The 23,110-nt window shown below is 60.7% G+C and carries 21 protein-coding genes; 10 read left to right on the top strand and 11 right to left on the bottom strand.

Annotation, left to right across the window (positions count from 1 at the left end):
- Window positions 1–21 precede the first annotated feature (21 nt).
- Entirely contained in the window at window positions 22–2,943 is a 2,922-nt protein-coding gene (locus AK821_RS25280) for an ATP-binding protein (protein ID WP_064392584.1), read from the top strand.
- Here the strand turns inward: AK821_RS25280 and AK821_RS25275 are convergent.
- Both AK821_RS25275 and AK821_RS25270 read right to left on the bottom strand, forming a co-directional pair.
- Window positions 2,920–4,368, bottom strand: coding sequence for an ATP-binding protein (locus AK821_RS25275; RefSeq protein ID WP_064392582.1), 1,449 nt, complete (start codon window positions 4,366–4,368; stop codon window positions 2,920–2,922). The genes AK821_RS25280 and AK821_RS25275 overlap by 24 nt on opposite strands.
- A gap of 90 nt (window positions 4,369–4,458) precedes the next feature.
- A complete protein-coding gene (locus tag AK821_RS25270; protein WP_064392580.1) occupies window positions 4,459–5,409 on the bottom strand; it encodes a GlxA family transcriptional regulator in 951 nt (316 codons plus the stop codon).
- 221 nt (window positions 5,410–5,630) lie between these two features.
- Between AK821_RS25270 and AK821_RS25265 the strand changes: the two genes are divergently transcribed.
- Window positions 5,631–6,353 (top strand): pirin family protein, encoded by a 723-nt coding sequence (locus AK821_RS25265; RefSeq protein ID WP_064392577.1) that lies wholly within the window; start codon window positions 5,631–5,633, stop codon window positions 6,351–6,353.
- A 50-nt stretch (window positions 6,354–6,403) separates the two neighbouring features.
- On the opposite strand, the gene AK821_RS25260 is transcribed toward AK821_RS25265, so the two are convergent.
- On the bottom strand, window positions 6,404–6,886 hold the full coding sequence (locus AK821_RS25260; protein WP_064392576.1) for a hypothetical protein: 483 nt from the start codon (window positions 6,884–6,886) through the stop codon (window positions 6,404–6,406).
- Between the two features lie 216 nt (window positions 6,887–7,102).
- Window positions 7,103–7,978: a LysR family transcriptional regulator gene (locus tag AK821_RS25255; protein ID WP_064392574.1), complete on the bottom strand. Its 876-nt coding sequence runs from the start codon at window positions 7,976–7,978 to the stop codon at window positions 7,103–7,105.
- A gap of 114 nt (window positions 7,979–8,092) precedes the next feature.
- Between AK821_RS25255 and AK821_RS25250 the strand changes: the two genes are divergently transcribed.
- The 3 genes from AK821_RS25250 (at window position 8,093) to AK821_RS25240 (ending at window position 11,492) form a co-directional block, all read left to right on the top strand.
- Entirely contained in the window at window positions 8,093–9,373 is a 1,281-nt protein-coding gene (locus AK821_RS25250; protein ID WP_064392572.1) for a YbfB/YjiJ family MFS transporter, read from the top strand.
- A 62-nt stretch (window positions 9,374–9,435) separates the two neighbouring features.
- Window positions 9,436–10,434 (top strand): NAD(P)H-quinone oxidoreductase, encoded by a 999-nt coding sequence (locus tag AK821_RS25245; protein WP_064392570.1) that lies wholly within the window; start codon window positions 9,436–9,438, stop codon window positions 10,432–10,434.
- 113 nt (window positions 10,435–10,547) lie between these two features.
- Complete coding sequence (locus AK821_RS25240; RefSeq protein ID WP_064392568.1) at window positions 10,548–11,492, top strand: alpha/beta hydrolase; 945 nt, start codon at window positions 10,548–10,550, stop codon at window positions 11,490–11,492.
- On the opposite strand, the gene AK821_RS25235 is transcribed toward AK821_RS25240, so the two are convergent.
- The 5 genes from AK821_RS25235 to AK821_RS25215 all read right to left on the bottom strand — a co-directional run bounded on the left by AK821_RS25235 (window position 11,489) and on the right by AK821_RS25215 (window position 16,679).
- Window positions 11,489–13,300, bottom strand: coding sequence for an ABC transporter ATP-binding protein (locus AK821_RS25235; RefSeq protein WP_064392566.1), 1,812 nt, complete (start codon window positions 13,298–13,300; stop codon window positions 11,489–11,491). The two genes, AK821_RS25240 and AK821_RS25235, sit on opposite strands and share 4 nt — an antisense overlap.
- 91 nt (window positions 13,301–13,391) lie before the next feature.
- On the bottom strand, window positions 13,392–13,721 hold the full coding sequence (locus AK821_RS25230; protein WP_064392564.1) for a hypothetical protein: 330 nt from the start codon (window positions 13,719–13,721) through the stop codon (window positions 13,392–13,394).
- 209 nt (window positions 13,722–13,930) lie between these two features.
- Window positions 13,931–15,043, bottom strand: a complete 1,113-nt coding sequence (locus AK821_RS25225; protein WP_064392562.1) for a succinylglutamate desuccinylase/aspartoacylase family protein — start codon at window positions 15,041–15,043, stop codon at window positions 13,931–13,933.
- A gap of 125 nt (window positions 15,044–15,168) precedes the next feature.
- Window positions 15,169–15,948 carry an ABC transporter substrate-binding protein gene (locus tag AK821_RS25220; protein ID WP_064392559.1) on the bottom strand — a complete coding sequence of 260 codons (780 nt, stop codon included), beginning with the start codon at window positions 15,946–15,948 and terminating at the stop codon, window positions 15,169–15,171.
- A gap of 302 nt (window positions 15,949–16,250) precedes the next feature.
- Window positions 16,251–16,679 (bottom strand): rhodanese-like domain-containing protein, encoded by a 429-nt coding sequence (locus AK821_RS25215; protein WP_064392556.1) that lies wholly within the window; start codon window positions 16,677–16,679, stop codon window positions 16,251–16,253.
- Between the two features lie 102 nt (window positions 16,680–16,781).
- Here AK821_RS25215 and ftrA point away from each other — a divergent pair, with 102 nt between their 5' ends.
- Complete coding sequence (gene ftrA, locus AK821_RS25210) at window positions 16,782–17,756, top strand: transcriptional regulator FtrA (RefSeq protein ID WP_064392554.1); 975 nt, start codon at window positions 16,782–16,784, stop codon at window positions 17,754–17,756.
- Between the two features lie 53 nt (window positions 17,757–17,809).
- On the opposite strand, the gene cobF is transcribed toward ftrA, so the two are convergent.
- Complete coding sequence (gene cobF / locus AK821_RS25205; protein WP_064392553.1) at window positions 17,810–18,565, bottom strand: precorrin-6A synthase (deacetylating); 756 nt, start codon at window positions 18,563–18,565, stop codon at window positions 17,810–17,812.
- A complete protein-coding gene (locus AK821_RS25200) occupies window positions 18,565–19,134 on the bottom strand; it encodes a histidine phosphatase family protein (RefSeq protein ID WP_064392551.1) in 570 nt (189 codons plus the stop codon). The genes cobF and AK821_RS25200 overlap by 1 nt, the downstream gene beginning before the upstream one ends.
- 332 nt (window positions 19,135–19,466) lie before the next feature.
- Between AK821_RS25200 and AK821_RS25195 the strand changes: the two genes are divergently transcribed.
- The 4 genes from AK821_RS25195 to AK821_RS25180 are packed head-to-tail and all read left to right on the top strand — an operon-like array spanning window position 19,467 to window position 23,032.
- On the top strand, window positions 19,467–20,321 hold the full coding sequence (locus tag AK821_RS25195) for a MurR/RpiR family transcriptional regulator (RefSeq protein WP_064392549.1): 855 nt from the start codon (window positions 19,467–19,469) through the stop codon (window positions 20,319–20,321).
- A 2-nt stretch (window positions 20,322–20,323) separates the two neighbouring features.
- Window positions 20,324–20,968, top strand: a complete 645-nt coding sequence (locus AK821_RS25190) for an isochorismatase family cysteine hydrolase (RefSeq protein WP_064392547.1) — start codon at window positions 20,324–20,326, stop codon at window positions 20,966–20,968.
- Window positions 20,965–22,296 carry a glutamine synthetase gene (locus tag AK821_RS25185; RefSeq protein WP_064392545.1) on the top strand — a complete coding sequence of 444 codons (1,332 nt, stop codon included), beginning with the start codon at window positions 20,965–20,967 and terminating at the stop codon, window positions 22,294–22,296. The genes AK821_RS25190 and AK821_RS25185 overlap by 4 nt, the downstream gene beginning before the upstream one ends.
- A complete protein-coding gene (locus AK821_RS25180; protein ID WP_064392544.1) occupies window positions 22,280–23,032 on the top strand; it encodes an N-formylglutamate amidohydrolase in 753 nt (250 codons plus the stop codon). Before AK821_RS25185 ends, AK821_RS25180 begins: the two co-directional genes overlap by 17 nt.
- The last annotated feature ends 78 nt before the right edge of the window (window positions 23,033–23,110 follow it).

Raw genomic sequence — 23,110 nt, 5'->3', positions numbered from 1 at the left:
CATCACCGCAGGAGCGAGCTGTTGAGTCTTTCCCCGAATCAGGCCATCGGTTTCGGCCCCTATCGGATTGATCCTGTTCAACGCTTGGTGCTCGAAGGCGACCAACCCTTGCGCTTGGGCCGCCGGGCGATGGACATTCTGTTGACGTTGCTCGCGCATGCCGGAGAGGTTCTGAGCAAGCAGCAGTTGATGGCGGCGGTGTGGCCGGACAGTGTGGTCGAAGACATCAACCTGCGTGTGCACATGGCGGCGCTGCGCAAAGCCCTTGGCGATGGGCAGGCCGGCCAGCGCTACATCATTACCGTGGCCCAGCGCGGCTACAGTTTCGTCGCACCGATTCTTTCGCAATCCATTGAGCCACGCTCAGCCGACATTACCACCCGGCACAACCTGCCGCTGCGCCGCACGCGAATGATCGGGCGCCAGGCGCTGGTCGACAGCCTGATGACGCACCTGCCACGCCAGCGTTGTATCACCCTCGTCGGTCCCGGCGGGATCGGCAAAACCACCGTCGCCCTGCGCGTCGCCGAGCAACTGATAGAGCGGTATCGTGACGGCGTTCGACTGGTGGATCTGGCGCCGCTCAACGATCCTCGACTGATCTGCTCGCACGTGGCCGCCCTGCTCGATCTGACACTGAACGAGAGTGATCCGCTGGCGTGTCTGGTCGATGGTTTGAGTCAACGCCAGATGCTGCTGGTGCTCGACAACTGCGAACATTTGATTGATGCCGTTGCCACACTCAGCGAGAGCGTGATGCGCGGGGCGCCGAAGGTGCACATTCTCGCCACCAGCCGTGAGAGCCTGCGGGCAGAAGGCGAATATGTGCAGCGTCTGGATTCCCTCGATTATCCATTGATGGCGACCGTGCTGGATCACCAGCAAACGCTCGCGTTCTCAGCCCCGCAACTGTTCGTCGAACGCGCCACGGCGGCGCAGGAAAACTTCGTATTAGTCGATGCCCAGTTGCCCTTGGTGATTGAAATCTGCCATCGGCTGGACGGTATTCCCCTGGCGCTGGAATTGGCCGCGGCGCAGGTCGCCGAATTGGGATTGGCGGGGTTGCTGAGCCAGGTGCAGGGGCGGCTGCCGCCCTTGGCACCGGGTAATCAGAGCAGCCTGGAGCGCCATCTGACCCTGCGCGCCACGCTGGACTGGAGCTTCAATTTGCTCAACCGCTGTGAGCAGACTGGCCTGCGTCGCTTGAGCGTGTTTCGCGGCGGTTTCACTCTGGAATCTGCGGCGGCAGTGATCGTTGGCCCGCAGATCGAACCCGGTGCGGTGTTTGCCTCGATCACGCAGTTGGCCGCCAAATCACTGCTCAGTGTCGAGGTCGGTGATGAAGAGGTCTTCTACCGTCTGCTCGACACCACCCGCCGCTATGCCCTGGAAAAACTCGAACAGGCTGCCGAACTGACTGAAACCCGTGAACGCCATGCCGAACGTTGTCTGGCGTTGATGCATCTGGCGCAGGCGGACTGGGAAAACACCCCGACCACATTGTGGATCGAACGCTACGCCCGAGGTCTGGAAGATTTGCGCGCAGCACTGGGCTGGTGTTTGAACGATGAAGGACCGGACGATCTGGGGATTCGCCTGACGGCAGCGTCGGCGCCGCTCTGGCAGGAGCTGTCGCTGCTCAAGGAGTACGGTGGCTACGTGCGCCAGGCGTTGAATTTGCTTGAAGGTATTCAGCCACCCTGCCCGCATCTGAACATTGCGCTGCAACTGGCCCTCGGTAGCGCTTGCTATCACACGTGGGGCGGCACGCCGGAAACCATCGCCGCGTTCGTCAAGGCTGACGCACTGGCGCAGGAGCATGGCGATGTCGCCGCACAGTTGCGTGCGGTGTCCGGGCACATGGCGGTCAACCTCAGTTGCGGGCATTACCGCAAGGCTCTGGTACAGAGCGAACAGTTCGACCGGCTCGGCACTCACGGTGATCCGTTGTTGTCCCTGAGCACACACCGGTTGCGGGTGCTGGCGTTGCATTACGCTGGCGACCAGCCGCAGGCCCGGGAGCACGCCGAACAGGTGATCGAGCGCATGGCCCACAGCGGCCACCTTAATCGGTTCACCCACGGCTTTGGCGTGCAATATGACCAGAGCGTTGCCTCGCTGACGGTGCTGGCGCGGGTGCTGTGGCTGCAAGGCTTCCCCGAGCAAGCCTGGAAAACCGCGCGACAGGCGCTCGACATCGCCGTGCAGATCAACCACGGCACGTCGATCTGTTACACCCTGGCCTTGGCCACGTGCCTGATCGCTCATTACAACGGTGACCAGCAGAACGCCCGCGCACTGTTGCAGTTGCTGCTCGAACAATCGCAGAAGCATTCGGTACTGCTGTTCCATACGTGGGCGCGGCATTACGCGCAGGTGATCGATGCCGAAAACGCTGCGCCGGTGCAGGCACAAGACAGTGGCTTGATCCGGGAAATCATGGTCACGCTGGATGACCGGTTTGTCGACGAGGCGCTGGTCGAGCGAGCGCGCAGCGGCGAAGCGGGTTGGAGCACGGCGGAGATTTTGCGGGCGCGGGCGGATCGGCTGTTGGCTGCGGATCGGGACAGTCTGCCAGCCCCCCATCGGTGGCAAGCCAGCTCCCACAGGTTTGCGGGGTGTTCTGAAGATTTGGATTCAACTGCAAATCATTGTGGGAGCTGGCTTGCCAGCGATGACGTCAGTTCAGCTAGCGATAACCTTGAGACAGCAGAGAAAATCCTCCTCCAAGCCCTGTCCATCGCCCGCTCCCAAGGCGCACGGGCCTGGGAGTTGCGCAGTGCCACCTCACTGGCGCAACTGTGGCAGCGGCAACACCGCTATCGCGAAGCGCTGGAACTGCTGACGCCGATCTATCAACGCTTCACCGAAGGCTACGCCACCCCGGACTTGCACAAAGTGCGCAGCCTGCTGGATGAATTAAACCGCCAACTGAATCTCTGAAGCGCGGCTTTTGTAGCGCGCATGGCGCTGCTCGATGTCGGCCCGCTGTGCCTGTGAAAGCCATTGCTCGCGGGCGTAACTGCGCGTGGTGTTGAGCATCCGGTAGCGCGCTATTCCACTGCCCCGCTCGACACAGAGCAACGACTTGGCGACCAGTTGCGCAACCACGGCCACCAGCACCTGCGCCGGCAGATTCGTACAGGTGACAACGACCAATGCGTCATCCAGCGTGAAGGCTTTCGGGAACACCGAAAGCCGTTGCAAGGCCAATTGCTCGGCGTCGTTCAGGCCTTGATATCCCCAGTCCAGCGCAGCCTTGAGCGTTCGATGACGCGGCACGGCGGTGCGCCGACCATGACTGAGTAACTGCAGGCAATTGCCCAGTTGCGCCTGCAGCCCGACCAGTGCCAGCGCATCGATCTGCGTCACCGCCAGTTCAATTGCCAAAGGCAATCCATCGAGTCGACGGCAGATATCGCAGACCGCTTTGAGATCCTGTTCACGCAGCATGAATCCCTGCTGACGGGTGCGCGCACGGCTGACAAACAACTGCACCGCCGAGTAACTCATCGCCTCCTCGACACTGATCAACTCGGACGATTTGGGCACCGTGAGCGGCCGCAACGGCTGCAGCGTTTCCAGGTTGACCCGCAACGCCTCGCGGCTGGTTGCCAGTACCGACAGGCGCGGTGCGGCGTCGAGCAAGTGTTGCACCAGCGCCTGACAGCGTTCACGCAGGTGCTCGCAGTTATCCAGCACCAACAAGGCATGGCGCTGCGTGAGTGTGGCGAAGTCGGTTTCAAGCGTGTCGAGCACGGCTTCGAGCAGTGGCGTGCTGTTGTCGAACGACGCCAGGTCGCCCCGCCATACGCCATCACAAAAATGCTCGAGCAACAGTTCGGCCACGCGCAGCGCCACGGTGGTTTTGCCCACGCCCGCCGCGCCCGTGATTGTCATCATCCGGCACAGCGGCATTTGCCGCACCAGGCTGCCAACCAGCGCATCACGGCCGGTGACCGGTGTCAGTCTGGCGGGCAGGTTGTGTTGCGGCGCTTGCAAGTGCTCGAAAACCAATTGCGCCGTGCTGTCGTAATGCACCGGCGCAATGAAGCTGTAACCGCATTGCGGGACATTGACGATGTAGCGCTGACCGTTCTCGCCGTCGCGCAATGCGCGGCGCAGCGCAGCGATGTGCACACGCAAGTTGATCTCTTCGACCACCGACGTCGGCCAGACCAGAGCGATCAACTGCTCTTTGCTGACCACTCGCCCGGCGCGTTCGACCAGCACTTGCAGAATGTCCAGCGCGCGACCACCCATGCGCAATTGCCGATCCCCGTCGAGGATCAGCCGCTGGCGCAAATGAAACGCGTAAGGGCCGAAACGCAGCACCGACGCCGGGTTCAAATCGTAATGGCTGTTCATGCCAAGTATCTTGGCAGCCTCAGGTGACGGTACAACCACCACGCAGGGCGCAGCACGGACATCCGGGTGCGCCAGACGGACAGAACCGCTCTAGCTGAACTGTTCGCGGTACTGTGCGGGGGTCAGACCGAGCTTTTCGGCGAACAGCGAGCGCATATGCCGCACGCTGCCAAAGCCACTTTTATAGGCCACGGTTTTCAGCGGCAGATCACTGGTTTCGAGCAAGTTTCGCGCACAATCGATACGCGCACTTTGCAGGAACTCCATCGGGGTCATGTTGACGTCACGGGCGAACACTCGTGCGAAGTGACGCGCGCTCATGTTCGCCAGACTCGCCATGCGCTCGACGGTGAACGCTTCGTCCAGGTGTTCCAGAACATGGTTCTGCACCCGCGTGACGGGCGTTTCCTGCGGGGCCACGGCAGCCATCAACGGGCTGAACTGCGCCTGACCGCCCTGACGTTTCATCACCACCAGCAGCACTTTGGCCACGTCCTGGGCGAGTTTTTTGCCGTGGTCCCGGGTAATCACGGCCAGTGCCAGGTCAATCCCGGCGGTGACCCCGCCGGACGTGATCAGATTACGATCCTCGACAAAAATCTGATCGGTCGCGACGCTGGCCTTGGGGAAACCTTTGATCAAACGCTCGGTGTAGTTCCAGTGGGTGGTGACGCGATAGCCGTCAAGCAATCCGGCATGCCCCAGCACAAACGCACCGGTGCAGATTGAGCCATAACAGGCGGCACGCTGCACCGCGCCTGGCAGCCAGGCGCACAACCCCGCAAATCTTTCGTTGTAGGCGCCGGGGCCGCCCGGCACCAGCAGCAAGTCATAGTGATCACTGGCGTCATCAATGTGCCGATCGGCCTGCACCCGTACGCCATTGGAGGCGCGCAATGGCCCGTGCTCGGTGCCAAGGGTAATCAGTTGATAGTGCGACTCGGCTTGCAAGTAACGGTTGGCCACCGAAAACACTTCCATCGGCCCGGCCATGTCGAGCAGAAGAAAGTCTGGAAACAGCACCATTGCCACGGTTTTCATGGGAACCATCACTGTGATCAAAAAAAGATAAACGTGTCAGACAGGCCGAACATTATGGCCAAGTGCGACGATACCGGGGCAAGAAATTCCGTGAACGGCGCCGCAAAACTGTCAACCTGATCAGGACAGTCTTTCAATTTCCATCTACTTATTGTGCAGAGAGGTAAACAGTAACCTTCTCCTCACTCGGACGAATTCACGTCCCGCAAGGAGATTTCATCATGCTGACTCTTCGCAAAGCCTCCGATCGTGGCCTCGCCAATCATGGCTGGTTGAAGTCGTTCCACACCTTTTCTTTCGCCAGCTACCGCGACCCGCGTGAGCAGGGTTTCTCCGACCTGCTGGTGATCAACGATGATCGCGTGGCGGCCGGCAAAGGTTTTGGCCAGCACCCGCACCGCGACATGGAGATCTTTTCCTACGTGCTCGAAGGGGCGCTGGAACACAAGGATACTTTGGGCACCGGTTCCGTCATCCGCCCTGGCGACGTGCAACTGATGAGCGCCGGCAGTGGCGTGGCGCACAGCGAGTTCAACCACTCGGCGAGCAAGCCTGTGCATTTCCTGCAAATCTGGATCGTGCCGGAAGTCAGCGGCGCCAGACCGCGTTACCAGCAGGAGCATTTCAGCGCGCAGAAAAAACGCGGTCGTCTGCAACTGATCATCTCGCCGGAAGGCAGTCACGGATCGCTGAAAGTTCGTCAGGATGCACGGGTTTACGCAGGGCTGTTCGACGGCCAGGAAAGCGCCACCCTGGAACTGCCGGCCAACCGCTACGCCTACGTGCATGTGGCACGCGGTAGTGTCGAACTGAACGGCGTGCAATTGCGCGAAGGTGACGGCGTGCGGGTTCGTGAAGAACAGGCACTGACCTTGAGCAATGGCGTGGATGCCGAAGTGCTGGTGTTTGACTTGCGGCCCCAGGAGTTGCCGCAGATGCCATGAGGCAGTTTATTAACGCCCACAAAAAACGGCCTTCACTGAAGGCCGTTTTTTTATTGCGCCGATTCAGGCAATGAAAACTCGAAGGGATTCGGTACGCTGAACTCCTTGCCCGCCTGAATCGCTGCCAGCGTCGTTTGCATCGCGACATACATGTTGGCCTGGTTGGCATAGTAGGCACCGACAACGATCGCCACGATGCCAACCAACTGCACGGCAGTGGCCGCCCAGACATTGGCCTTTACCGTAGCGCCTTGCCTGACAGATTCCTCTGTCCTCCTGGCAATTTCTCGCATTTCCATCGAAAGCAAATCGTAGCGTTTATCTCGTTCGAGTTGACACTTGTCCCGCTCAGCCTGAGCGACGAGAAACGCATCAATTCTTGCCGACACTTCACGCACCCGGGTATCGATTTTTGTCGACAGTTCATTCACCCGAGTATCGATTTTTGTCGACACCTCGCTGATGCGGGCATCCATCCGTGCCTCGATGGTCTCGATCCTGGCATTGAACTCTTCGCGTCTGATGTCATTCATGGCTTGGCTATTCCGACTTTCGCTCGACGTGTCACACACTGGATTTTGAAGCACTTCCCTGACGTTCAATTCGACACCTTTCGGGTTACCGAGACCTTCCGTGGCCATTGACGTCAACGATAGAGCTCTCCCCGCAGACTCACAAGCCAGCGGATTCTGACCCGGACGTAGGCCGTTTCGTCAGGCCTTGTAGCTCTGCCAAAACCGCCCTGGAACCTATTCGTTCTCCAGTGCAAACGCCTCGACTATCTGCTCGATCACCGCCCGCACCCGCGCGGTATGACGCAGATCCGCATGGGTCACCAGCCACACCTCATAGGGCTCTGGCCGGGTACGCTCTGGCCAGACTCTGACCAGACCGTCGCGCTCGCCCATGTAGACCGGGATTTCTCCAACGCCCAGGCCTGCTGCAATCGAGCGGCGTACCAGCAGACTTGAACTGAGACTGGCGACGATCCGCCCGCGATTCATCGGTTCAGAGACCAGGGTCAGGTCCTTTTTATTCGCCAGATACGGTTGATAGACCACCAGATCATGGCCTTCAAATGCCGTGCCCGGCTCCGGTGCGCCGTTGCTGTCGACATACGCCTGAGCTGCGAAAAGTCCTACGGGCCAACGGGCAATTCGCCGGGCGATCAAATCCGGGTTGTCCGGTCGCGTATTGCGCACCGCGATATCCGCCTCGCGCTTGGCCAGACTGAGAATTTGCGTAGAGGCGTCGAGTTGCACCTGCACCTGGGGATGCAGTTCATGCAGGCGGGCCATGGCCGGTATCAGGAAATCGATGGCCAGCGAATCGGTGGTACTGACCCGCACACTGCCTGTCAGTCGATCATCGAGCCCCTGGATCTGCCGCTCCAGTTCCAGTGCTGAATGCTCCATTTTCTCGACATTCCTCAGCGCCGCCTCGCCTACCGCCGTCAAGGCGTAGCCGTCGGAGGTACGCAGGAACAATGTCGCGCCAAGGGACTTTTCCAGTGCGCTGAGGCGCCGCCCGACCGTCGCCTGATCCACATTCAGGACACGCGCGGCCCCGCGCAATGTCGACGCGCGGCAAACCGCGAGAAACACCCGAGCATCATCCCAATTCACCCTGCCTCCCCTTGATGCAATTTCGCATCACAACAATGGAAATTCGCTGCATAAACGCAGCAACGATAGCCGATATGCTGGGCGCCATAAACCTTCTTCGGAAACGTCAATATCATGCGCACTCAAACTTCCGGCGCTCTCTGGCTGCCGATCTTCGCTGGGCTCTGCGCCAGCCTGGTCAGCATTGGACTGGCACGCTTTGCCTACACACCGCTGATTCCCGCGCTGATTCAGGCGCAATGGTTTTCTGCCAACGATGTGGTGTATCTCGGCGCAGCCAATCTGATTGGCTACTTGATCGGCGCCCTGCTCGGCCGCCCGATGGCGCGTCATCTCGGCAATAAAAACGCCCTGCGCCTGATGATGCTGGTGGTCACGGCGGCATTCTTCGCCTGTGCGTTTCCATTGTCAGTGAGCTGGTTTTTCGGCTGGCGCTTGCTGTCGGGCATCGCCGGGGGCGCAATCATGGTGCTGGTCGCGGCGACGGTTCTGCCACATGTTCCACCGGCTCGCAAGGGCTTGGCCAGTGGCGCGATATTCCTCGGCATCGGCCTCGGCATTGCCGGCTCGGGGACGATTGTGCCGCCACTGCTGAACCTCGGTTTGCAAGCCACATGGCTGGGGCTCGGTGCCATCGCGCTGTTGCTGACAGCGGTGAGCTGGTTTGGCTGGCCCGCTGATCTGCCGGCGCCGATTGTTGCGCAAAACACCGTGATTGCACCGACACCTGCCGGCGTTTATGTATTGTTCGCGCAGTACGCCTTTATGGCCGCGGGACTGGTGCCAGCCATGGTCTTTCTAGTGGATTACGTGGCCCGCGGCCTCGGTGCCGGCGCGCACGTCGGCGCGCTGGTGTGGGTGATGTACGGTTTGGGCGCGATTGTCGGCCCGGTGAGTTATGGTTTTCTGGCCGACAAGCTCGGCGCGCGGTTGAGCATTCGCCTGGTGCTGGTGATTCAGGCGATTACCCTCGGGCTGTTGGCGGTTTCCCAATCATTCCTGGCGTTGGCGTTGCTCGCGGTGATTCTCGGCTCATTCCCGCCGGGCATCGTGCCGCTGGCGTTGGCGCGGGTGCACGAACTGGTGCCGGAGCACGCTCGCCAGCAAATCGCCTGGAGCCGCGCCACGGTGTCGTTTGCCACTTTCCAGGCGCTGGCCGGGTTTGCCTATTCGGCGCTGTTCAACGCCAATGGCGGCCACCACGCGATGCTGTTCATGATCGCCTGCGGTGCGATTGGCGTGGCGTTGCTGTTGGAACAGGCCATGAACGTTTGGGCCCGCATAACCCAACGCGGGAGCGAGCCTGTTCGCGAAAGCGCTTTATCTGACAACCCTGCACTGACTGTCCCGGCGCCTTCGCGAGCAACCTCGCTCCCACAGGGTTATCGGGATTGACCTGAATTTATCGAGGGATGCACGACTCCCATCTACACGCACTTTTATCAGGAGGAAGCACTATGTCCTTACCCCACGAAATGACCCGCATCGAAATCACCGAACCCGGTGGCCCCGACGTCTTGCAAGCCAAACGCGTGCCGCTCCCGGACGTCGCCGAAGGTGAAGTGTTGATCCGCGTGCACGCCGCCGGGATCAATCGCCCGGATGCACTGCAACGCGCCGGTAAATACCCGATGAAACCGGGCATGAACCCGATCCCCGGCCTGGAAGTTGCCGGGGTGGTTGTGGCCCTTGGCGCCGGCGTCAGCCCGTTCGCCGTCGGTGACCGCGTCTGCGCGCTGACCAATGGTGGCGGCTACGCCGAGTACGCCGCTGTGCCGGCCGGGCAAACGCTGCCGATTCCCGAGGGGCTCGACTGGGTGCAAGCCGCCGCGATCCCGGAGACGTTTTTCACCGTGTGGGCCAATCTGTTCGGTCTCGGTGGCGCCAGCAAAGGTCAGCGCGCGTTGATCCATGGTGGCACCAGCGGCATCGGCACCACCGCCCTGATGCTCTGCCGCGAATTCGGTATCGAAGCCTTCGCCACCGCTGGCAGCCCTGAGAAATGCGCGGCGATCAGCACGCTCGGTGGCCAGCCGATCAACTATCGCGAAGTAGAGTTCGCCAAAGTGATCGCCGAGAAAACCGCTGGTCAAGGCGTGAATGTGATTCTCGACATCATGGGCGGTTCCTACCTCAACGATAACGTCAGTGCCCTGGCGATGGACGGCCGGCTGGTGATGCTCGGTTTCCTCGGCGGCGCGAAGGCCAACGACTTTGATCTGTTGGCGATGATGGCCAAACGTGCGGTGATTACCGGCTCGCTGCTGCGCGCGCGCAATGCTGCGGAAAAAGCGGCGATTGCCAGTGAACTGCACAAGCACGTGTGGCCAGCGCTGGCCGCCGGACGCTGCCTGCCACTCATCGACAAGGTCTATCCGCTCGCCGACGCCGCCCAGGCCCACGCGCACATGGAGGCCGGTGACCATATCGGCAAGATCGTGCTGCAGGTCTGCTGAGTTGTTGCAGCATTTTGTAATCGTTGCGCAGGTACGGTGGTCGAAAATGTCACGCCGCAGGCCAAGGCATCTGGTAAAAAGCGTTCTTTGTCCGACCTTTGGTGAAACGTTTAATGTTCCTCGCCTTCATGACCCGTCTGCGTCGCCGCCGCCTGGCGTTCGCCTGCATGGCTGCGCTGATTATCGGCGTGCCGACGAGTTGTGCCGTGCTCGAACACACCGAGCGCACGCTGCTGTTTCGCATTGAACCGGGCACGGCCGGCTGGTATCGCGGCCTGCCCGGCAGCGTTCAGGAACTCGATCTGCAACCGAAGAGTTTCAAGGCCGGACAAAACATCCATGCCTGGTGGTGGCCGGCGGAAAAACCCAATGCCCCGGCCATCCTGTATCTGCATGGCGTACGCTGGAATCTCACCGGACAGCTGTTCCGCATCGAACAACTGCGCGCGGCGGGCTATTCGGTGCTGGCCATCGACTACCGTGGCTTCGGCCAGAGCAAGGGTGATCTGCCATCCGAAAGCAGCGTTTACGAAGATGCGCGGGTGGCGTGGGAACGCTTCAAGCTGCTGCAACCTGATCCCAGCAAACGGCTGATCTATGGCCACTCACTCGGCGGCGCTGTCGCGATCGATCTGGCTGCAGAACTCGGCAAGGATGCTGCGCGTAAAAACGTCCCACTGCCGGTGCGGGGGCTGGTGATCGAGTCGACCTTCACATCCCTGGCCGATGTTGCGGCCGCAGTGGCCAATACGTCCTTGCCGGTGCGCTGGTTGCTGTCGCAAAAATTCGATTCGATCGACAAAATCGCCGACATCCATATGCCTTTACTGGTGGTGCATGGTCTGGCTGATGCGTTCGTGCCGCCGCGCTTCAGCGAACAGTTGTTCAACGCCGCCCGGCAACCCAAACGCCTGTTGCTGGTGCCGGGCGCCACGCACAACAACAGCATGGCCCTCGGCGGGCAGAATTACCGCAAGGCGCTCGACAGCTTGATGCAGAGCAAAACCGCCCCTCGGGTGGCCGGGCCTGCGAGCGTGCGCAGCTCGCGGGACACCTAGCGGTACCCGCGCGCCTGCAAATCGAACAGTTGCGCGTAATGCCCGGCAGTGGCAATCAGCTCATCGTGGCCACCCTGCTCGAGAATCCGCCCTTGTTGCAGCACGATGATGTGATCGGCATTGCGCACACTGGAAAAACGGTGGGAGATCAGCAAGGTCATGCGCCCTTCGCTGTGCTGGCTGAAATGCTCGAACACCGCCGCTTCCGCCGCCGGGTCGAGAGCCGAAGTCGGTTCATCGAGGATCAGAAGGTCTGCATCACGGCGCATGTACGCGCGGGACAAGGCAATCTTCTGCCACTGCCCTCCGGACAGTTCCTGACCACCGGCAAACCAGCGTCCCAATTGCGTGGCGTAACCCTTGTCGAGCCCTTCGATAAAAGGTGCCGCCATGCCTTGGGTAGCAGCCTCCTGCCACCGCTGCTGGTCGCTGAACGCCAGGGTATCGCCGACGCCGATGTTTTCGCCGACAGTGAACTGGTAGCGGATGTAATCCTGAAAAATCACGCCAATGCGCCGACGTAACGCGGTTTCCTGCCATTCCTGCAAATCGCTGCCGTCGAGCAGAATGCGCCCTTGATCGGGGTGGTAAAGCCGGGTCAGCAGCTTGATCAGCGTAGTCTTGCCAGAACCGTTTTCCCCGACCAACGCCATGCTCTGGCCTGGCAACAGTTGCAGGTCAATGTTTTCCAATGCCGGCCGACTGGCTCCGGGATAACGGAAACCGACGTTTTCGAAACGCAAGCCATCCCCTGGGCGGACGCCGACCGTCAGGTGACCGGTATCGACCTGCACCGGTTCGGCCAGGTATTCATACAGACTGGTCAGGTAGAGGCCGTCCTCGTAGAGACCGCTGATCGCACTCAGACTGCTGCTCACCGCGCTTTGGCCTTGCTTGAACAGCACCAGATACATGGTCATCTGGCCGAGACTGATCTGGCCATGCACGGCATCGGTCACCACCCAGGCGTAGGCCAGGTAAAACGCTGCGGTTCCGAGCAGGCCAAGGCCGAAACCCCAACCATCACGCCGCAACGTCAGGCGTCGATCTTCGGCATACAGCCTGGCGAACGTGTCGCGGTAGCGTTGCAGCAACAACGGGGCAAAGCCGAACAGCTTGACCTCTTTGATATAGGTCTCGTGAGATAACAAGGTTTCGATGTAGCTCTGCTGCCGGCTCTCCGGCGCTCGGCGGGTGAACAGGCGAAAGGCGTCACCGGAAAAATGCGCCTCGGCAAAAAATACCGGCAATGCACCGACCACCAGCAACACCAGCGCCCACGGCGAAAAATGCACCAACAGCACACCGAAGCTGATCAGCATGATCAGGTTCTGAGTCAAGCCCAGCGACTTCATGACCAGCGCCAGTGGCCGGGTCGAAGCCTCGCGACGCACACGCACCAGTTTGTCGTAAAACTCGGAGTTTTCGAACTGCACCAGTGACAGGGTCTGCGCTTTCTGCAAAATCAGCGTATTGACCTTCTGTCCCAGTTGCACCCGCAACAGCGACTGCTGCACCGAGAGCGCCCGCTGGGTGCCGGATAACAACGCCAACACCCCGGCTTCCAACAACACATAACGCAACACGGGCCACAGCGGCGCACTGCCCTGTTGCGCGTGCAACTGCATCGCCGCAACCACGGCATCGACGATCCGCTGCCCCAACCATGCGGCCAGTGCCGGCAGCAGCCCGGCAACCAGCGTTGCCAGTACCAGCCCGAGAAACAAGCCTCGCGATGTCCCCCAGACCAGCCGCATGGCCCGCTGCGCCTGATCGAACAAGGACGTGATACGCGTTAGATCAGGCATGCGGTAATGGACTCTGCAGGTGATAAAGATGGCTCATGGTACTCCAGCGCCAACACTGAATTTCACACGACAAGGGTTCCTCGCTGGTGTTTCAACGCTGCGCCAGTTCGTGCCTGACGCACTGCTCGTAGTAAGTCTGCTTGACCGCCGCAGGCTTGAGCTTTGAAGTGCTGTTGTAGGTCTGCTCGGTGATGCCCATCGCCGTCATGCGCATCCATGGCTGCTGAAACCTGCGCACCTGCAACTGCTTGCGCGCGCCATACAGGGAGATGCCCGACAGCTTGGATTGCTGTGCGCCGGCGGCGATATCGGAACCCCAGATGCAGGCAAACCGGTGACTCTTGCTTAACTCTTTTGCCTGGACGCCCGAGGCAAGAACAGCCAGGGAAAGCGTTGCAACGGTTATGACAATCGTCCGCATATAGCCAACCTAACCTTTTGAAAAAAGGCGATTTTGCCGATGAAGATGCGCCTCGGGGGCCAGCAATTTGCCGCTTTTCAGTGGTTTTTTTACTGGCCGAATGCCTCAGCTGTCCTACACCGCCGCCGGCCGGCGAGATAACGCGCGAGGGGGAACGATCAAGGGGCGTCATCTGCCGGTAACCAGCCGGCAAACGCGCCAGGCGACGATCAGTCGTTTGTCAGCTTGCCAGTGCGAAATGGCACCCGTCCCGCCACCTTCGCCTGCCAGATCCCGGGTTCGGTATAGCGCCCGCGATCAATCGCGAACAATACACCACTGGTCCCCGCGTACACGGTGGTCAGACGATCCTGCAACGGATCAACCACTTCAAACAAGGCATCGCCCTTTTCCACCCATTCGCCGGCGCGGCGCAGAAAGCTCACCACGCCGTGGTGCGGCGCGAACAGGTATTCGGTGCCTTCGAACGGCATGCCTTCGCAGCATTCGCTCGGCGCCGCCGGCCATTCTCCGCTGATGAAACCCTGCTCGGCGAGAAAACCGAGAATAGCCTCGCAATTGGCCTGAGCCTGATCGACCCGGGTGTCGCCCATGCTTCCCAGCTCCAGCGTGGTGGCGAGGTTCGCTGGCGGAATCGCCGCAGCGGGGAAGGCTTGCGCCAGACGCAGCCAAGGCGTCGAACAGGATTCATCGAACGAGCTGCCGCCGGAATCCTCACACAGCAACGCCACGCCAGCCTGCAGACGGGCCGCCAGAGATTGCCACTGCGGCCAATGTTGCGGCAGCGCATAAAGATGGATCGCAGCGTCGAAATCACAATGCAGATCGAGGGTGATATCGGCGTCGCAGGCGTGGCGCAGCAGCAGTCGATGCAGGGCTTCCAGTTGCGAGGCGGGAGCCGGCAGTTGATCGAACACCTGACCCATGGCCTGGCGAATCAGGACGACATTGGTCTCGGCATCGGCACCCAACTGCGCGCCGATCAAAGCGGCGACCGGCGCACTGAGTTCGACGAACGCGCGGTTGAAGTTCTTGCCGCTGCCCATTTCGAAACGGCCCATGTGATTGCCTTGCAGATGCTGGTCCATGCCGATCGGGTTGGCCACCGGCACCAGCTCGATCACACCGTGCAGGCGGCCCTGCTGTTCGAGGTCGTTAAGGCGTTGCTTGAGTTCCCATGCGGTGCGCATGCCTGGCAGCTCATCGGCGTGCAGGCTGGCCTGGATATACACCTTGCGGTCGCCGGCGCCGTAACGGAATACGCTGAGAGAGCGTTCGCTGCCCAAATGGCTCCAGGGTAGAACATGGTCGATACGTTGCATGAGAAAACTCCGCTATCTCTGTAGGAGCTGCCGCAGGCTCCTGCGTTGGAAGGTGTGGGGCAGGATAAATCATGGGCATAAAAAAAGTGGCCTCCGCCTACACGGGGCCACTTTTTGACGGCGTATTAATGGCCGTACACGTCAAAGTCGAAGTACTTGTCCTGCACTTGCTTGTACTTGCCGTTCGCGCGGATTTCAGTGATGGCCTGGTTGAATTGCTCGGCCAGCGCGGTATCGCCCTTGCGCACCGCGATGCCGGCGCCGCCACCGAAGTATTTGGCGTCCTCGTAGGTCGGGCCGACGAATTCAAAACCTTTGCCAGCTTCGGTTTTCAGGAAACCGTCGCTGAGGTTGACCGAGTCGGCCAGCATCGCATCGATACGCCCGGAAACCATGTCGAGGTTGGCTTCCTGCTGCGAGCCGTAACGCACCAGGTCGATCCCGGCCGGAACCAGCACTTCAGTGGCGTAACGGTCGTGAGTACTGGCGCGCAGCACACCGACTTTCTTGCCCTTGAGCTCGGTCAGCGGGTCTTTCACGCCCGAGCCTGCCTTCATCACGAAACGCGCCGGGGTGTGGTAGTACTTGATGGTGAAATCAACGTTCTTCTTGCGATCGTCGGTGATGGTCATCGAGGACAGGATCGCGTCGATTTTCTTCACTTTCAGCGCCGGGATCAGACCGTCGAATTCCTGCTCGACCCAAGTACATTTGACTTTCATCTGCTCACACAGCGCATCGCCGATATCGACATCGAAACCGGTCAGTTTGCCGTCAGGGGTTTTCATCGAGAATGGCGGATAACCGGCTTCGATACCGATGCGGATCGGCTTGGCGTCTTCGGCCACAGCGGTCAGAGACAACATCGACAGTGCCAGGGCACCGAACATCACTAGCTTTTTCATTTATAACTCCTGTGTGCGGAGGCTTTTATTGGCAGCTTCGATTCAGCGTTCGGTCATGGCCTTTTAACGGCAAATACCGAAGTGGCCGGCAGTCTATGGCGGCGCGCACAGGGTAAATTGTGTTTAAGCGACAAATACTTACAAAAATTCGGCGCGACCATTGACCGGGGTCAACGGCTGCTCTGTCGTGGTGCAAAGGCTGTAGGACAAGCCCTATACGGGGGCTTGCGAAGGCTGCGATCTGGTGTTTTTTTTGAAAACAACGGCAAAAGATCGCAGCCTGCGGCAGCTCCTACAGGTGATCAGCAGGCGCAGTTGATGGGGGTGTTTGCAGTTTTGGGCACGTTGAGTTCGAAGCCTTCATCCAGCCAACCGGTAATGCCGCCGATCATCTCTTTGACTGGATAACCCAGCGCCGCCAGTTTCACTGCAGCCTTGTTGGCGCCGTTGCAGTGCGGGCCCGCGCAATAGACCACGAACAGCGCGCTCTTCGGGTAGCTGGCTAAACCTTCTGCCGTCAGCAACCGTCCGGGAATATTGATCGCGCCCGGTACATGGCCGCGTTCAAACGCCAGTGGTCCGCGCACGTCCACCAACACAAAATCGACCTCGCCGGCCTGCTGGCTGCCGAACACGTCGGAACAATCGGTTTCGAAGGTCAGACGATTGCTGAAATGCATCAGTGCAATCGCCGAAGGGGCGGCAGGAATTTCGCGAACCAGGCTCGGCATGGGGTGTTGCTCCTACGTATCGATGGGAATGAACAGACTTTATCGAGACGACGCGAATCGCTACAGTGGCGCACAAGACACTCATCGGGAGTTTTCCGCCAAATGCCTGCCTCTCCAGGACTGGTTGCGATTCTGGCCTACGACGGCCTCTGCACGTTCGAGTTCGGCATTGCCGTGGAGATCTTCGGTCTGGCTCGGCCGGAGTTCGAATTCCCGTGGTACGAACACGTGATTGCCGCGGTCGATCAAGGCCCGATGCGCGCCATGGGTGGCATTCAAGTACTGGCCGATGGCGGCCTGGAACTGCTCGCCACCGCACGCACCATCATCATTCCAGGTTGGCGCGACCGCAATGCCGAGGTGCCGCAAGCGTTGCTCGATGCTCTGCGCCAGGCTCACGGCCGGGGTGCGCGACTGTTGTCGATCTGTTCCGGGGTGTTTGTGCTGGCCGCCAGCGGTCTGCTCGACGGCCATGCGGCAACCACGCATTGGCGCTACGCGGCGGAACTGGCACAAGGCTTCCCGATGATTGCTGTTGACGCCGATGTGCTTTACGTCGACTCGGGACAGCTGATCACGTCGGCGGGCAGTGCCGCCGGAATCGATGCCTGCCTGCACCTGGTGGCCCGTGACTTTGGCACTCAGGTTGCCAATACGGTGGCGCGGCGGCTGGTGATGTCGCCGCAGCGCACCGGCGGTCAGGCGCAATTCATTCCGACGCCGGTCAGCCCGACGCCGCGCAACGATTTGTCACGGGTCATGCAATGGGCGCGCGAACGCCTGCATGAACCACTGGAGGTGCGCGAACTGGCCAGCGAAGCGGCGATGAGCGAGCGGACGTTCTTGCGGCGTTTCACCGAAGCCTGCGGGCAGTCGCCCAAGGCGTGGCTACAGCATGAACGACTGGCGCGGGCGCGGGAGTTGCTGGAGAGCACGACGGACAACACCGAACAGGTTGCGCAGCGTTGCGGGTATCGCTCGGTGGAGAGTTTTCGGGTGGCGTTTCGCGGCGTGGTGGGCGTGCCGCCGTCGGTGTATCGGGAGCGGTTCGGGCGTGGCGCCCTTGTCAGGTCTTGAGGTGATCTGGTGGGCCTCATCACCGGCAAGCCAGCGATGAGGCCAGCGAAAATCTAGGACTTGCGCAACAGATAGGTATCCATGATCCAGCCATGCTCCGCCCGTGCAGCCTTGCGCACCCGCTCGATCTCATCGGCGACATCGCCAAGTTTGCCGCTGATCAGGATCTCATCCGCCGTGCCCAGATACGCGCCCCAGTAAATCGCAGTTTGCGGGTCGGCCACGTGGTGGTAGGAATCCTCGGCATCAAGCATCACCACCAGGCTGTCGGCATCACTCACCTGCCCCGCCGCCAGACGCCGGCCCGTGGTGATCTCGACGGAGCGGCCAATACTGTTCAACGGCACTTTATGCCGCGCCGCCAGCGCCTGAACGCTGGTGATGCCGGGGATGACCTCAAACTCGAACTGACAACGACCCGAATCCAGAATCGCCTGAAGGATACGCAGGGTGCTGTCGTACAGCGCCGGGTCGCCCCACACCAGAAAACCGCCGCACTGGCCGTCAGACAATTCTTCATTGATCAGCCGCTCGAAGGTCGCTTGCTTGGCGCCGTTCAGTTCATCGACGCTCGCGTTGTAGTCGACATCGCCGCGCTCGCGCTCCGGGCTCGCGGCTTCGGCGAAACGGTAGGCGGGATCGCTGATGTAGCGTTCACAGATCTCGCGGCGCAGATCGATCAGTTTGTCCTTGCTCTGGCCTTTATCCAGCAGAAAGAACACATCGACCCGATTCAGCGCTTTGACCGCCTGCATCGTGATGTAGTCCGGATTACCGGCACCGATGCCGATCACCAGCAGTTGTTTCATTAGCATGCTCCTTCGATGTCGATGCCCGGCAAGCGTAGCCGCCAGATCCCGTTGAAGCGCAACTCGATGACTGACAGCGGTTCGACGTCGATTGCATTGAACGCCGCGCCTTGCATCACCTGCATCAGCACGGCACGCACGATGTACGGGTGGGTGATCGCCACCACATGCCCCGGCGTCGTTTGCAAACTTTGCAGCCATGCCGCGACTCGCGTGGCCAGATCCGTCACTGATTCGCCGCCGGGGGGCGCTGCATGCGGATCTGTCAGCCACGCTTGCAAAGCCTGCGCTTGCGTCGTTTGCAGGTCCTTGATTGATCGCCCGTGCCAATTTCCCCAGTCGCAATCGCGCAATGCCTCGTCAACCCGAGCATCCGCCCCGAACCAGGCGGCTGTCTGCCGGGTGCGCAGTTCGGGGCCGCAGAGCAAACGTCGCGCCGCATTGAAGCGAGCAGCCATTGTGCCAAGCGGCAGAGCAACATCTTCAACGGGCTCGTTCGTAGGAAAACACGCCAATTTCTGTGCGACGGTTCGTGCGTGGCAAATCAGTGTCAAGCGGGTGGTCTGCACGATGGGCTCACTCTGCCGAGGATCAGAAACATCAACGGCGTAGAGCCGGATTGAAGGCAATTGTGCCGTAAACCAACGGTTGCCGGGGGGATCGATACGTTTCCGGGCGAACTCTGGATGTTAGAAAAGCGGCGATATCTGACATAGCTATGGGCAATGGACTACAACACCTGTCGACTTCCGTGTAGCCCTTATGACGCGGGCATCCTGCGCCATTTTGGAGCCTTTTAAACACGACGAAAAATTCGCTAGACATGTAGCGTGAGTTACATAAATACTGTTTTAACGGATTATGAAGCGAATTCGACACCCCCCATCCAGCAGGAGCCCGGATGCCCCCTCTCAGAGACCTGATCACCGATCCCGGCCTGGAACTCACGCCATCGGAGCGCAAAGTCGTTCGCGCCTTGCTCGATCAGTATCCGCGCAATGGTCTTGGACCGATGGCGCGCCTGGCCGAGCATGCCGGCGTCAGCGATCCGACCATTGTGCGTCTGGTGAAAAAACTCGGTTTCGGCGGTTATGCCGAATTCCAGGACGCCCTGCTCAGCGACATGGACCATCGCCTGCGCTCGCCGCGCACGCTGTTGCAACCGCGCGCGCAGCAAAACAAAGACGACGCCTGGGCTCATTACCTCGCTGACAGCCATCGCCTGCTGGTCGACACGCAATCGCTGACCCAGCCCGAAGACGTGCGAATCCTCACCGACTGGCTGCTCGATGCCCGGCATCAGGTGTACTGCTTCGGTGGCCGCTTCAGCAGCCTGATGGCGACTTACCTGCTCAATCATTTGCGTCTGCTGCGCCCCGGCTGCTTTGCCCTGGAAGACAATGCACTGTTGCCCGACCGCCTGTTCGATCTGCAGCGCCAGGACGTCGTTCTGGTATTCGATTACCGCCGCTATCAGACCCAGGCACTGCGTGTCGCCACAGCGGCAAAAAACAACAATGCCCGCGTGGTCCTGTTCACCGACATTTATGCCTCACCACTGCGCGAAATGGCCGACCTGATCATTAGCGCTCCGGTCGAATCGGCCTCGCCGTTCGACACCATGGTCCCGGCGCTGGCACAGGTCGAAGCGCTGATTGCCTGCCTGACCCTGCGCAGCCCGGATCTGGCCGATCGCCTCGAGGGCATCGATGCCCTGCGCAACGACTTCGCCACTCACCTGCTGGAGGAAAAATAAGGATGTTCAGCCTTCCCCACCGCTCGCCGCGGGACTTGCCGTTTGTCACCGACCACACTGCATTGCTGTTGGTGGACATGCAGCGCGCCTGGCTCGAACCGCAGTTCGATCCGCACCTCAGTGAGCCGGACGCCGAGTATTTCCTCAACCGCGCACGTACGCAGGTGGTGCCCAACCAGCAACGGTTGCTCAGCGCCTTTCGCGAGGCCAGGCAAAATGTGCTGCACACTCTGATCGAAAGCCTGACGGCCGACGGTCGCGATCGCTCGCTGGACCATAAACTTTCGGACATGCACCTGCCCAAGGGCAGTCCGCAGGCACAAGTGATCGGCGAACTGACCCCGGGCGACAACGAAATCGTCTTGCCGAAAACCTCGTCCGGCGTGTTCAACTCGACCGCCATCGACTACGTGCTGCGCAACCTTCAAACCCGTCACCTGATCATCGCCGGTATCGTCACCGACCAGTGCGTCGACATGGCCGTGCGCGACGCTGCCGATCGTGGTTATCTGGTGACTCTGGTCGAAGACGCCTGTGCCACTTACAGCGCCGAACGTCATCACGCCTGCCTCAATGCGATCAAGGGTTATTGCTGGATCACCGACACCAATACCGTGCTCGGCCGTTTGCGGGAGATGCAGCCGTGACTTCGCGCCTGGCGGCTGTGCCGATGACCACCATCGTCACCACTGACCTGATCGGTATCACTCGGGGGCGCTCGTTTCCCACCGATGAACTTGAGCATTATCAGGCGGCCGGTTGTGGCTGGGTGCCGGCCAACAGCGCGTTGACCCCGCAAGACATCATTGCCTCGACCAATCCGTGGGGCGCTTATGGCGATCTGCGCCTGATTCCGGATCTGGCCAGCCGCGTCACCGTCGCCAACGGTCCGGATGCCGACGCACCGGCGCTGGACTTCATCCACGGTGATATTCGTGAAACCGATGGCCGGCCGTGGGGCGCCTGTCCACGCACGCTGCTGCGCGATGAAGTCGAACGCTATCGCGACGAACTGGGTTTACAGGTCAACGCCGCGTTCGAACACGAATTCAACCTGCACGCAGGTGTTGCCGAGCACCTGGCGTTTTCGCTGCAGGCTCAGCGCCAAGGCGCAGCGTTCGGCGGCTGGTTGCTCAGCGCTCTGCGCGCCGGCGGTGTCGAACCGGAAATGTTCCTCCCCGAATACGGCAAGCACCAATACGAAATCACCTGCCGGCCGACCCTCGGCGTAGCCGCTGCCGACCGTGCGGTCAACGTGCGCGAAATCACCCGCGAGATCGCCCGACAGATGGGGCTCGAACTCAGTTTCGCGCCGAAGACCGCCGCCGATGCCGTGTGCAACGGCGTGCACTTGCACGTCAGCCTGCTCGATCCGGGCGGGCAGCCGATGCTTTACGACGCTGGCACCAGCAATGGCCTGTCGAGCCTCGGCCAGCACTGGGCTGCCGGGGTCCTCCATTACTTGCCGGCGCTGTGCGCGTTCACTGCGCCAACGCCAGTGTCGTACGAGCGCTTGCAGCCGCACCACTGGAGCGCGTCATACGCGTGCCTGGGTCAACAGAACCGTGAGGCGGCGCTGCGCATCTGCCCGACGGTGACCCTGGGCGGCAAATCGGTGGCGACGCAGTTCAACCTTGAGTTCCGCGCCATGGATGCCACGGCCTCGCCGCATCTGGCCATGGCCGCACTGCTGATCGCCGGACGCCTAGGCATCGAACAGCGCCTGGCTCTTAACGCCATCACCGATGAAGTTCCCGATTCACTCAACGACGAGCAACGCAAGGCTCGGGGCATTGTCGCCCTGCCCGCCTCGCTGGCCCAGGCACTGGATTGCCTGCGCAACAGTGGCGCCTTCAACGAATGCCTGCCCAAGCCGTTGCTCGATACCTATCACGCCCTTAAAACCGAGGAACTGGCGCTGACGGAACAGCTCTCGCCCGCTGACCTGTGTGAGCACTATGCACGCCTGTACTGAATCCGCCGAGCTTGGGTTGTACACCCGACCGGTCTACCACCTGAGCCGCGAGGATTCGACGAATCCGTTGATTCTCGTGTGCGACCACGCCAGTCGCTACATCCCCGAAGCCCTCGACAATCTGGGCCTTGATGATACCGCCGCTGGTGAACACATCGCCTGGGACATCGGCGCGCTGCAACTGGCCGAACAGTTGGCGGAAAAACTCGGCGCAACATTGTTGAGCGCCAATTATTCGCGACTGCTGATCGACCTGAACCGCCCACGGCATGCGCCCGACAGCATTCCGGCGCAGAGCGAGATCTATCAGATACCGGGCAACCGCGAGCTGGATGAAGCCACTCGCGAGTACCGCCGTCAGACGCTGTTCAAGCCGTTCCATGCGCGCTTGCAGACTCTGATCGACGAACGCCTCGCCAAAGGTCAAGCGGTGCGCGTAGTAGGGATTCACAGTTTCACCCCGGTGTATTACGGCCAGCCGCGAACACTGGAGATCGGCGTGCTGTTCGTTCATGCGAAGGCGTACGCGCAACGGCTGCTCAACGGTCTCGACGAACATTCGTTGCAAGTGGCCGGCAATCAGCCGTACAAGATCGACCCGCTGGGCGACATGACGGTACCGGTGCACGGCGACGCCCGAGGCCTGGACTCGGTGCTGGTCGAGGTACGCAACGATTTGCTGCGTAGCCCGCAAGCGGTATCGCTCTGGGCCGGATACCTTGCGCCATTGCTGTAATCACTGCCGTATCGAATGCTGACGCTGTAAACGATGGACCGACATAACAACTAAAACAACCGATTGGCTGACAAGGAG

Origin of the sequence: Pseudomonas sp. RIT-PI-r (genome assembly GCF_001297015.1) — a bacterium.
Taxonomy (GTDB): domain Bacteria; phylum Pseudomonadota; class Gammaproteobacteria; order Pseudomonadales; family Pseudomonadaceae; genus Aquipseudomonas.
Note: the sequence above shows the minus strand (reverse complement) of the source record. Positions and strands in the feature narration are given on the sequence as shown.